This window comes from Aliidiomarina taiwanensis, from assembly GCF_003987015.1.
Taxonomy (GTDB): Bacteria; Pseudomonadota; Gammaproteobacteria; order Enterobacterales; family Alteromonadaceae; genus Aliidiomarina; species Aliidiomarina taiwanensis.
The window spans coordinates 61,283-71,884 of sequence record NZ_PIPQ01000008.1; the positions used below are offsets into that span (position 1 = coordinate 61,283).

Below are 10,602 nucleotides of genomic sequence, written 5' to 3' on the forward strand. Positions count from 1 at the left end.
AACCGTAGTTATATTAACGATTTTTTTACATTAATAGCTGTTTGCATTTAAAGCAAGTGTTTAGCTGGTTCGAATGCAATCTCGTCCGCTTTTTTCCCCCTCATATAAGGCATGATCTGCACGCTTCATTAAACACTCGAGTGTGTCCCCTTGCTGGTATTGCGTTATACCAAAGGTGGCTGTTACCGGCTTATTATGTTCGAAGCAGTAATTTTTAATTGCGCGGCGAATACGTTCTGTAGGCATTCGCGCGGGACTCCTCATAGTGCCTGAAAAGCAAATGCACAGCACCCATGCTGTACGCTGTATATCGCCACTCTTGTGGTAGTAGTAATACAGCAAACCACACAGAACGGCTGCACCTGAATTTAAATAGCCAAGTCGGCTCGACTCAAAGAATAGAAAGTTTGTCACCCCTGAAAGTAATGAAATGCCGAGAATAACTTGCAGTATGGCTGTTATCAGCACATGGTTTTGTTTCTGTACATCATTCAGGTGGCGTAGCTTTTCCATACTTGGCGTCCTTGTATTAGCGCGTGCCCATCACGACTCTGTTTCTGCCTGCCTTTTTTCCTTGGTACAAAGCATTATCTGCGCGCTTCAATGCCGCATTAACATCCTCGTCGTGCTCTGATATCTGCGTCACTCCCGCGGTAATTGTCACCTTCAATTCACCCTTCTCGGTTACAATGGGCGTTTGTTCAAGATCAGCGCAAATGATGCGTACCCGTTGATATGCCCCTTCAGGCTCGGCATCTTCCATAATCAAAATAAACTCTTCTCCACCAAAGCGCGCCATGGTGTCAGTACTTCGTATTTTGCTTTGTAAGAACTTCACCAGTTGTTGTAGCACCTGGTCGCCTACATCATGCCCATACTCGTCATTCACATGCTTAAAGTGGTCTACATCAAGGAGCGCTATGCAGCTTTTCGCATCACGTTTTTTCACCTTCTCAAAAAGCACAGTCAGTCGGTTCTGGCTAAAGCGCCTGTTGTATGCGCCAGTCAATTCATCTGTCAGGCTTAAGCGCTCTAACTCTTTTTCGTATTGTTTTTGTAGGGTGATATCGCGCACCGTACCAACCAAGATTCTGTCTTTTTCGCCGCCTTTAAAGTCTGCCAGCTCATGCACCCAACGCACTTCACCATTTGGTCGGATAATACGATGAACAACGTCGTGTACCCCGCTCTTCTGTGCTCGCTCTTCGCTTGCACGCACTAGGTTTAAGTCCTCTGGGTGAACCCTCTCAGTAAAGCCATCAATCGAAGGTTTAAAGGTTTCTGTATCGAGGCCGAATATTTCGAAGATCATGTCAGACCAATACAGTTCACCTGTGTCCATATTGGCACGCCAATAGCCTAGCAGACCAATCCGCTGTGCCTGAGTGAGCTCTTTCCGTTGCTGCTCAACTTCTAAGCGCATTTGTTTTTCAAACGTGGAGTCGACCACCTGGCCATACCAAGAAATGCTGCCGTCGCTATGTCGCTCAGGGGTTGCATGCCCTGTTAACCACTTTTCGCCGGTAGATAAAACCACGCGAAACTCAGTAAACCATATGTCCAAGGTTTCCGCTGAGTCCTGTATCGAGCTATTCACTTCCTGGAGGTCATCCGGGTGAATACGGGAAAAAACCGTATCGGCATCACGCTTAGCTTCCTCCAGAGTTACGCCAAATAACTTTTTTATGCCGGGACTTGCATAGGGGAAGGTTCTGGTGCCATCTGGCATCAACTTAAACTCATACACAGTGCCCGGGATGTTTTCACTGATCTTAAACAATCGATCCAGTCGCTCGTTATTTGTCTTTTCGTCGGTAATATCCACATGAGCGCCAGCCAGCCACTCTGGCTTTCCGTCCTCTGTGCGAGTGACTATTTTTCCTCTGTCGCGCACCCATACCCAATGCCCATTTTTATGCTGCATACGGGTGTCAAAGCTATAACTGTCTATTTCACCAGCTAAGTAACGAGTCAGTGTTGTTTCGACGCGTGGCAGATCGTCTGGGTGTGTCCGCAACTTCCAAGTGTCCGCAGACAAGGGCTCAAGCTCTGACAGTGAGTAACCAAGAATCTCTGCCCAGCGTTCGTTGTAGCGGGCTTCTCCTGTTTCATGGTTCCACAGCCAGGTGCCTACTTGCGCACCCTCAATAATGGCCTCTAACCAAAATAGTTGATCTTTTTTTGTACTCTCAGACACTTATTCAACCTTTACGATTTGGTTATTTTTTACTAAATATAGCCACGAAATTTAAAAACTACTGATACACTCACATACATTACGTTTTATAACAATAACTGGAGTATTGCCAAGTGCTAAATACTTTTCTTACAAAACGATTACTGCTCCTCGTTTTGGCTTTTGCAGTTTATCCCGCGCAGAGTCATGAGCAGCAACAAGAAGCTTATGCTTACACAGAAACTAGTAACATATTAGAGCAGTTTTGGGAGCTAGATAGCGACAGCAAGCGCGGCCTGTATACCTTAAGGACCTTTCAACCTAATTACGTGCTGCCCTACCATTACACCAATAATATTAATAGCCAGCCTGCTAGCCCAACACGCGGCCCCGTTGAAGCAGTCGACCAATATAAAGACCATGAAATGAAGCTTCAGTTTTCTTTCCGTACGAAAGTATTAGAAGACTTTTTGTTTCATAACGCGGACCTATGGGTAGCCTACACGCAAACCTCCTTATGGCAAGCATGGAATAAAGACATTTCAAGACCTTTCAGAAGCACTGACCACAACCCAGATATTTTTTATGTCATTCCATTAAGCCAAACCTTTGACCTTATTCCCGGTGAGTTAGGCTTAGAAATGGTACGTGTTGGTTTAGCGCACCACTCCAATGGCCAAAGCAAGCCCGCTTCTCGTAGTTGGAATTACTGGCACGTTAGTAGTGCTATCACCCTTGGCCCTGTATTACTCGAAAGCACTTATAAGCACCGGGTCAACGAGCCACTGGAAAAGGACGACAACCCCGACCTTATTCGCTATCAGGGCAACTTAGAAACAAGCATGACAGCGCTAATTGGCCGTTCTACGGTCAGCTTGGAGCGTTCAGGCGAGTATTTTTCCATGGAACGGGGAAACTGGAAGTTAAATGTCACCTACCCATTGTCACGCAGTCAGGTTGGCGGGGTGCGTGTGCAACTGCAAGTGTTCAGTGGGTATGGAGAGACCCTGCTTGACTATAACCATCGTCAAACACGCGTAGGTATTGGCTTTTTACTGCTCAATATTTAAAGTGACCAAGTGCGACGAAAAATCACAGCTTGTCGTTTTGACATGCTAACCTGCAAGCCATTCGCTAACTTCAGGTCCAACCCACCACTCATGGCGGGCTCTATATGCTCAATATAGTTGGTGTTTATAACCCAACTGCGGCTCGCTCTAAAAAAACTTTCGTCGAGCCGCTCCACCACGGCACTTATTGGCCGGTATACAGCAGGCGTGTTTTCAGCTAAATGCACTCGGGTATAATTGCCCATCGCTTCAAATGCAAACACGTCGCTCACATTCACAAAAAAACAACGCTCGCCGTCTTTAATAAAAATACGTTGGGTGGCGGCAAGCTTGCTCTCGTTTTTCCGATTTTTCGTCACCTTTTCAAGGGCTTTTTGTAATCGCTCACTTCGCACTGGCTTCATTAAATAGTCAAGCGCATTAAATTCAAACGACTTAATGGCATACTCATCAAAAGCCGTCACAAAAACCACATCAGGAGCTTTATCGGCTTGCGCCAGAACATCAAACCCATCACCGTCGGGCAAGTCGATATCCAGCAATAAGAGGTCTACTTCTGTACTTTGCAGCAGGGTTAAAGCGTCCTCTACGCTTGCTGCTTCTCCTACCACTGTCAGGTCTGAGAAGTCCTGCAATTGCTCTTTTAATTCCAGCCGCGCTAGCCGGCTATCATCTACAATAGCTACCCGTAACACCTACCACTTACTCCTTTTCATACGGTAAACGTATATGCACTTCAGCAATACCTCGCTTACCTTCAATACGCCTATCAAAGCGAAGGGATGATCTGCTCTCCCCATATAGTAGCTTTAACCGTTCACGAATGTTTTTAAGCCCTATCCCGGTGTCTTTGCGGCTTTTCCGGAGATTCTCATAAGCTGGACACGGGTTATAAAACGACAAGCACAGGGTTTCACCTACATGCTGCACCTCTAATTTAATAGTGCCACCTTCACGCAACTGTTCAATGCCGTGCTTTATCGCATTTTCAATACACAACTGAATAAGCAGCCGAGGTAATACCGCATCTTTTGCTCTGTCATCCACATGCACTTCATACTGCAAACGTTGTTCAAACTGTATTTTACACAGGGCAACATATTCGTCAGCAATGGCCAGCTCTTCGAGTAATGGCACTTTAGCTTGCAGCTTCCCCTCGCTCCCTTGCTGCAAGGAATAACGCAACATGTCCGCTAAGCGGGCTAAAGCGTCGCGAGCTCGCTGTGGATTTTCAAGGATGAGCGCACGAATGTTGTTTAGCATATTGAATAAAAAATGCGGGTTTAGCTGCTGTGACAACGCTTGTAGTTGGCTTGAAGCAAGTGCTTCTTTTGCTTCACCAAGCTGCCGTGCTTTCACGATACTCACATAAAAGGCACTCCACAGGAGAAGTGCGCCAAACATATTCACCGCATTACCAAAAAATATATGCCGAATCACTCGCCCCCACTGACCTGGCCCCACAGGATCTATCATTCCTGTTTGTACAAAAAGGTAAAACACGAACACCAGCGTGGATGCTGCCACACCTGCGCCCAGCCCCGACATGGTGGCAAAATAGACCAATTGTATACCCAAAGGAAACTGTACAATTACTCGTTTGAACAGGTACCGCATACCATGAGAAAACAGTGCCGCTGAGCTAATGAGAACACTAACAAATACCAGCTCAGTCCAATCGAAGAAGCCACTTACAAACAAGCTCAAAGAAATTATAAGACCAGCTATAGACCAGCCGAGCAATTGATAAAGCCAGTAGAAACGCTGTTCCATATATCCATTATTCCGCTGGTGTGCTTAGGCTAGCGCTTGGGTCTGTTAGTAGCGACATGGCCGTCTCATTTATGCCGACAGACTGGCTATTTAAGGCAATCACAGCGCGTGACCCGTCTAAATAAAAGCCAACAAAGCTGGTAAAGCCGGCTGTTTGGCCATTGTGCCATGCAAACTTTTTCCCTTCATTGTCTTCGCTCAGAATCCAACCAAGGGCTTGTTCTGTTTTAGCTCCAAGCGAATAAACAGGCGTTAACATGAGCTGCACAGCCGGGTCCTCTTGTTGATACAGCTGCATCAGAGACTGAGTATAGACCACCATATCATCCAAAGTTGAAACAATACCACCGGCCCCAGCCAAAGACTGAAAGTGCCATGGCAGCTGAGGCTCGGCTAGTATGTTATACCCCGTTGTCACCGTGTCGGGTCCCCCCGTCAGAGCCACATAACTATTATTCATGGCAAAGGGGGTGAATAGCTTCTGTTGCACAGCGTCAGAGAACGACATGTCATGCACTTGCGCCATCAGCTCCCCGAGTAGACCAAACCCATAGTTCGAGTATTCATATTCGCCTGGCTCACCCGTGTGCTGAGCCAGTGACTGTGCAAGTGCCCTTGCGTCATAGGCGGCATACGGGTCGTTAGGGTCAGCCTGCGCGAGCAGCCCCTCTGGCAAACGAGGCAAACCACTATAGTGTGTCGCCAGTGACAGCAAGCTAATCCCTGCTGGCACCGCCGCCCATATTTCACTCGCCTCGTCGTCCAACGCCAGCTTGCCTGCAGCCACGTGTTGTGCCAGCAAATAAGCAACGAAGGTTTTCGTTACCGACCCTATTTCATACTGTGTTTGTGCATTGTGGCCGCTAAAATAGCGGGTTTCTACACCCGCTGGGGTGATAATGGCAGCAGCGCCACCATTGTCACCCAGTTTAGGCTTTGGGGATGCGGTACGCGCTTCTCCTTCTGTTACTTTTTTCAAGTTTAAAGTACGCGTTTGGCCTTGAATAAAACGCCCCTCATAGGTAACCCCTTCAGCGTCTGAGGCCTCACCTGAGTAACTCGCATTGATCATCGGCGACTGAAAGCTTAATGCACTTTCACTAACCCGAATGTCACTAATGGGAATGCTATAAGCTTCTTGGGCGGGGCTGTCTAAGGTGGCTAAGTAACTTCCTTTAAGCACCGCAATATTGACACGCAAAGGCAACGAGTTACGGCGGTTAATAATTAAGTCGCCTTCATATGCTCCTTCAAATGCTGCTTGGCGCGCTAAGTCTTGCTCGTCCAGTTTGTGTAATACAAGAGGACGTACTTTCCCTTGGGTAAAAGTCCCTACTAACACACCGTCTTCTAGCTCTGCCTGAAAGCTAGCCGACAAGTCTGTGTCTTCAAAGTGAACCTGAGAGTTTGTGACTGAAAAGGTAGTGGGCACTTTATGAAACATGCCTTGGTTTGGGCTATCCAGAGTGAGCTCTCCATTTTTAATGGTGACACCAAGCGCTAAACTAACGCCGTTCTGAATTTCCAGCTCGCCACGCCATACGCCGTCAAGGTCGTTCGAAGCAGCTACACTTGTTGCGGTTAGCAGCAAGGCGAAAAATGTACTTATTATGCCTATCACTCTTTTATTCATACGCATAAACTGTATCCTTCTGTAAATGAGTTATGTTTCTGTAGTTCTTCATTGCAGTGTAGTGAACTTTGACACTCGTGTGTGAACTTTATGACGAGCGGACCAATTCAATGACAAGCGGTAAACTAAACAAAAAGGCGTCCCATGCTTCGATTCTCAGACTTTTATCAACGTGCGCGTGAACGTAAAGGGGGTGACTCTGCCATTACCGACTTGTTGCCTCAAGTGGCAACAGCGAGCGAACTTCAGGCACGAAGTGACGACAGGTACTTGTCTGACTTAACCCGCTGCGTATTTCGAGCTGGCTTTGTTTGGCGAATTATTGATAACAAATGGGCAGGCTTTGAAGAAGCATTCAGCGGTTTTGTACCTAAGTACTGGCAGCAAGTGCCGCCAGAGCGGCTTGAAGCTTTAGCGAGTGACGCGCGGGTTGTCCGCAACCTCCAAAAAATAAATACAGTCCCTTTCAACGCTCGAATGATCGTGGAAGCAAGTGAGTCCCACGGCAGCTTTGGTCAGTTTTTAGCGCAGTGGCCTTCGCACGATCAGGTTGGTTTACTACTTTGGTTGAAGAAGAATGGCGCTCGTTTAGGAGGGGCAACCGCTCAATACTTTTTGCGCATGCAGGGCTGGGACGGGTTTGTTTTGTCGCGGGATGTGGTAGCAGCCCTCACCAACCACCAGCTAATGGACGCAAGCCCCACCAGCAAAAAAGGCTTAGAGCAAGCACAAGCAGCTTTCAATGCATGGCATGAGGAAACCGGGCTGCCTTATAGCCACTTATCCCGCATTTTGTCATTTACCTTGGACGCTCGCTAACGCTTAATTTTGATCTGAAACAAGCTTTTGCTCAACTTATTATGTGGGTGTCAATCTATTGATCTAGTTCAAATAAAAACGTTTAAAACCCGTCAAAATGCGTTCATCTTTCACATGGAGAACGTTATGAAATCGTCCCTTATACACCTTAGTTTCATTGCTGCCTTAGGCTTCACTGCAACACCTGCTCTGGCCGACTTTTCTGTTAATGTAGGAGCCATTGGTGCAATGCCCAGCGACAGCAGCAGCTCGCTAAACGTTGTTGAAGGCGTTGCAGGGCTCCCTACAAACAGCACAGGCGTGGGCGTTAACAACAATACGCAGCTTGGTTTGACATTCGACTATCGCCTGTCATCAAACTGGGGCGTACAACTTGTTGCCGCAACCCCTTTTTCACACGACATCTCTGGTACTGGTGCTATTGACGGACTCAAGGTAGGTAAAACTAAACATTTGCCACCTACACTGCTAGCTCAATACCATTTTGATATGGCTAACAGCAAATTCCAGCCATTTATTGGTTTAGGCCTAAATTACACCACGTTTTTTGACACAAAAGCAGATACAGAATTGGTTGGGACCTTAGGTGCATTGGGTGTCACGACTGCTTCCGACGAGGTGTCTATCAAGCTCACCGACTCGTGGGGATTAGCTGCACAAGCCGGCTTTAATTATCATATGACAGAGACTATGGGGGTTCACTTTATGGTGAGTAAAATACAGCTAGACACCAATGCTTCGGTGCGGGTGAATGGAAATACTGTCGAGCGTGTACATGTAGATATTGATCCATTAGTGGTTATGCTTGGGTTACGCTGGTCCTTTTAAGTGTTTTGAGGGTGCTACAAACGTAGCACCCTCAAAATAGCCCATTACCTTAGCTGGCTGTCCTTACTCGCTCTGCGGTTTATTCCGCCACGGTTTTGCTCCGCAGCAGCTTCTAATTCAGCTTGGCAGGTAACACAATACTGAACGCCTGGAATAGCTTCACGGCGTGGTTCAGGAATGGCTTCCCCACACTCTTCACAAAACTCTGCACTTTCGCCCGTTTGCAATTGGCTGCGCGCTTCTTGCACTGCGTCTTCCACGCTGGCATCAATTTGATCTTGCACGGCCCCATCACGAGCCCAACCACCCGCCATGACACTTAACTCCTCTTACTGCGAACAAAGTTATTCATCGAGAATTTTTTCAAAGCCGCCATAAATAAGTCGCTTACCATCAAAGGGCATCGGCATTTGCCCTGGCTGCATACGGGGGTCTTCCATAATCGCATTCCAACCGGCATTTCGTATGTCTTTTGAGGGCCAAATGACCATAGAAAAAACCACCGTTTCATCCGCAGCACACTTAACCGCACGGGGGAAGGACGTCACTTCCCCTTCGGGTACATCATCTCCCCACGACTCAATCACTCTCAGCGCACCATGGTCTTTAAACACATGCGCCGACTCTTTAGCATGCTCTATATACTTTTCTTTATTTGCTGTCGGCACTGCAACAACAAATCCGTCAACATAAGCCATAAGTGACACCTTAGTTGGAAGCAGCAGGAAGCCCGCTGCTATGGATTATTTTTGTCTCTGTGTAAAGTATAGTCCCGTCTTATTATTTCGCCCAGTACGTGCAGGTCTACATCGATTAGTTTATTTATATATAAACACGCAACCGACCTCTTATGCTTGCCTAGTTGTGTAAACAGCTCTTCAGCGCCACTAAACTGCTGCCCGACATAAAATGTCATGTGTGCTTTCCCTGGCGAAAAACCTGCAGCGGGAGCCGACCCACTGCGCCCGCTTTTATACGTGTAGGAGTATGTTCCAAAACCAATAATAGAGGGCCCCCACATCACTGGCTCGGCGCCTGTGATGTCTTTGTATAACGCAAGAGCCGTTAAGGTGTCAGCATGGCGCCTTTTATTTTCTATTGTGCTTATAAATTCCGAAACAGGTACCTGAGTCGGCTGAGTTTTGTTGGTCATCTTTGAGCCTTCCGCTGCAGCCTTGCCGTTATAGCCTGGCTGTTTTTTTGCCACCACACACCTAAGAATACAACGCCTAGGCCAATAGCTGTCAGTATGACTGGAAATGCCCAGCTTTCACGGAATACGTCGAACGCTAAGTAACCTAAGTATCCAATGCTGCCTAATACCCCAAACACCCCATAAACCCGTCGTCCCAAGAAAGCGCCTACTCCTATTATGAGCAGATTTAAAATAAAGTACGCCAGCTTTGGTAGTTCGTTGCTCATGGATTGCTCCGTCAACCCTTGCCACAGCATGACAGCACCAAGAATGTGAGCCCAAAAGGCTACATTGGCCACTTTCTTCGTGCGCACATCAACAGCAGTAGCAGCCATAATCAGAAGCAAGCCGAAGCAGATAATGATCCACTCCTCACCTTGTCGGGCTATGTCTTGACCTAAAGCAAACACTACAATATTCCAAGCAAGTGACAGCAGCGACACAATGATAGGCAAGGTTATGAGGGAAGCCGGTATAGAGCGGAACATCCGTATGCCCACAACCAAGGTGCTCAATTCAAGTGCCAACCTATGCACACTAAAGCTGTAGTTATTTATCTCTTCGGGCCATACCTGCAACCACTGTAACAAACCATAAACTGCAATGGGCGTCAGGCTAACCACAAACACAGCGCAAATTATTTTCGGCACATTCAGTTGTTTCGCCCCCAACACCTGAACGGCTATTAATCCTATTGCCGCATAAAGAATAGCGAGTAAAAATATGGCGCCACCGCCAAAGGTTTCCCAACTCAAGCTCATTAATAAGCTCATGGCGGCCACAGCTAAGCACCCACCAAAATAATACAAAACATGGGTAAGTGTGAACTGGGGTATGTCTAAGCTTTGCCCCGCAGACAAGCCTTCTAATTGCTGTGCTTGCTCTTCAGTAATGATATTTGCTAAGACTGCTTCCCTCAGCTGTTGTTTGCTAATCGACACATCCTAGATTCAACTAATAACTGCAACACTCGCTCTGCGCGTACTGCAATTGCTCTTTAAAAATTACATCTGGTTGCTTAAACCCTAGTACCTTACGCGGCCTGAGATTTATACGCTGCTGTATTTTGGTCAGCATCTCGTTGGTCAATATCCGTAAGTTGCAGCCT

12 protein-coding genes and 1 pseudogene are annotated in these 10,602 nt (G+C 47.1%); 3 read left to right on the forward strand and 10 right to left on the reverse strand.

From position 1 onward, the window contains the following. Window positions 1-60 precede the first annotated feature (60 nt). The gene (locus tag CWE15_RS10465; RefSeq protein WP_126758037.1) at window positions 61-513 is read right to left on the reverse strand and encodes a diguanylate cyclase domain-containing protein; all 453 of its coding nucleotides are present in this window, start codon (window positions 511-513) and stop codon (window positions 61-63) included. A 16-nt stretch (window positions 514-529) separates the two neighbouring features. Then, complete coding sequence (locus CWE15_RS10470; protein ID WP_126758038.1) at window positions 530-2,197, reverse strand: sensor domain-containing diguanylate cyclase; 1,668 nt, start codon at window positions 2,195-2,197, stop codon at window positions 530-532. A 113-nt stretch (window positions 2,198-2,310) separates the two neighbouring features. Between CWE15_RS10470 and CWE15_RS10475 the strand changes: the two genes are divergently transcribed. After that, a complete protein-coding gene (locus tag CWE15_RS10475; RefSeq protein ID WP_157980754.1) occupies window positions 2,311-3,246 on the forward strand; it encodes a phospholipase A in 936 nt (311 codons plus the stop codon). Here the strand turns inward: CWE15_RS10475 and CWE15_RS10480 are convergent. From CWE15_RS10480 to CWE15_RS10490, 3 genes are read right to left on the reverse strand one after another with little or no spacing between them, the layout of a single operon-like run. After that, entirely contained in the window at window positions 3,243-3,941 is a 699-nt protein-coding gene (locus tag CWE15_RS10480) for a LytR/AlgR family response regulator transcription factor (RefSeq protein ID WP_126758040.1), read from the reverse strand. The genes CWE15_RS10475 and CWE15_RS10480 overlap by 4 nt on opposite strands. 7 nt (window positions 3,942-3,948) lie before the next feature. Continuing rightward, on the reverse strand, window positions 3,949-5,019 hold the full coding sequence (locus CWE15_RS10485; RefSeq protein WP_126758041.1) for a sensor histidine kinase: 1,071 nt from the start codon (window positions 5,017-5,019) through the stop codon (window positions 3,949-3,951). Between the two features lie 7 nt (window positions 5,020-5,026). Beyond that, window positions 5,027-6,658: a serine hydrolase domain-containing protein gene (locus tag CWE15_RS10490; protein WP_126758042.1), complete on the reverse strand. Its 1,632-nt coding sequence runs from the start codon at window positions 6,656-6,658 to the stop codon at window positions 5,027-5,029. A 138-nt stretch (window positions 6,659-6,796) separates the two neighbouring features. Here CWE15_RS10490 and CWE15_RS10495 point away from each other — a divergent pair, with 138 nt between their 5' ends. Both CWE15_RS10495 and CWE15_RS10500 read left to right on the forward strand, forming a co-directional pair. Next, window positions 6,797-7,471 carry a DNA-3-methyladenine glycosylase I gene (locus tag CWE15_RS10495; RefSeq protein ID WP_126758043.1) on the forward strand — a complete coding sequence of 225 codons (675 nt, stop codon included), beginning with the start codon at window positions 6,797-6,799 and terminating at the stop codon, window positions 7,469-7,471. 126 nt (window positions 7,472-7,597) lie between these two features. After that, window positions 7,598-8,299, forward strand: coding sequence for an OmpW/AlkL family protein (locus CWE15_RS10500; protein WP_241971890.1), 702 nt, complete (start codon window positions 7,598-7,600; stop codon window positions 8,297-8,299). A 44-nt stretch (window positions 8,300-8,343) separates the two neighbouring features. Here the strand turns inward: CWE15_RS10500 and CWE15_RS10505 are convergent, their stop codons facing one another. From CWE15_RS10505 to CWE15_RS12190, 5 genes and pseudogenes are all read right to left on the reverse strand, one after another. Continuing rightward, window positions 8,344-8,613, reverse strand: coding sequence for a DksA/TraR family C4-type zinc finger protein (locus CWE15_RS10505; protein ID WP_126758045.1), 270 nt, complete (start codon window positions 8,611-8,613; stop codon window positions 8,344-8,346). Window positions 8,614-8,643: 30 nt separating this feature from the next. Further along, the gene (locus tag CWE15_RS10510) at window positions 8,644-8,997 is read right to left on the reverse strand and encodes a DUF1428 domain-containing protein (RefSeq protein WP_126758046.1); all 354 of its coding nucleotides are present in this window, start codon (window positions 8,995-8,997) and stop codon (window positions 8,644-8,646) included. A gap of 38 nt (window positions 8,998-9,035) precedes the next feature. Further along, on the reverse strand, window positions 9,036-9,452 hold the full coding sequence (locus tag CWE15_RS10515) for a DUF1801 domain-containing protein (RefSeq protein ID WP_126758051.1): 417 nt from the start codon (window positions 9,450-9,452) through the stop codon (window positions 9,036-9,038). After that, a complete protein-coding gene (locus tag CWE15_RS10520) occupies window positions 9,449-10,435 on the reverse strand; it encodes a DUF2157 domain-containing protein (protein ID WP_126758047.1) in 987 nt (328 codons plus the stop codon). The genes CWE15_RS10515 and CWE15_RS10520 overlap by 4 nt, the downstream gene beginning before the upstream one ends. Window positions 10,436-10,448: 13 nt before the next feature. After that, window positions 10,449-10,602, reverse strand: a pseudogene (locus CWE15_RS12190) (IS30 family transposase); the annotation flags it as partial.

What these genes read in the sequence shown, in the direction of transcription:
- CWE15_RS10465 (WP_126758037.1), bottom strand. Translation starts at nt 513, where the DNA reads ATGGAAAAGCTACGCCACCTGAATGATGTACAGAAACAAAACCATGTG.
- CWE15_RS10485 (WP_126758041.1), bottom strand. Translation starts at nt 5,019, where the DNA reads ATGGAACAGCGTTTCTACTGGCTTTATCAATTGCTCGGCTGGTCTATA.
- CWE15_RS10490 (WP_126758042.1), bottom strand. Translation starts at nt 6,658, where the DNA reads ATGCGTATGAATAAAAGAGTGATAGGCATAATAAGTACATTTTTCGCC.
- CWE15_RS10495 (WP_126758043.1), top strand. Translation starts at nt 6,797, where the DNA reads ATGCTTCGATTCTCAGACTTTTATCAACGTGCGCGTGAACGTAAAGGG.
- CWE15_RS10500 (WP_241971890.1), top strand. Translation starts at nt 7,598, where the DNA reads ATGAAATCGTCCCTTATACACCTTAGTTTCATTGCTGCCTTAGGCTTC.
- CWE15_RS10505 (WP_126758045.1), bottom strand. Translation starts at nt 8,613, where the DNA reads ATGGCGGGTGGTTGGGCTCGTGATGGGGCCGTGCAAGATCAAATTGAT.
- CWE15_RS10510 (WP_126758046.1), bottom strand. Translation starts at nt 8,997, where the DNA reads ATGGCTTATGTTGACGGATTTGTTGTTGCAGTGCCGACAGCAAATAAA.
- CWE15_RS10515 (WP_126758051.1), bottom strand. Translation starts at nt 9,452, where the DNA reads ATGACCAACAAAACTCAGCCGACTCAGGTACCTGTTTCGGAATTTATA.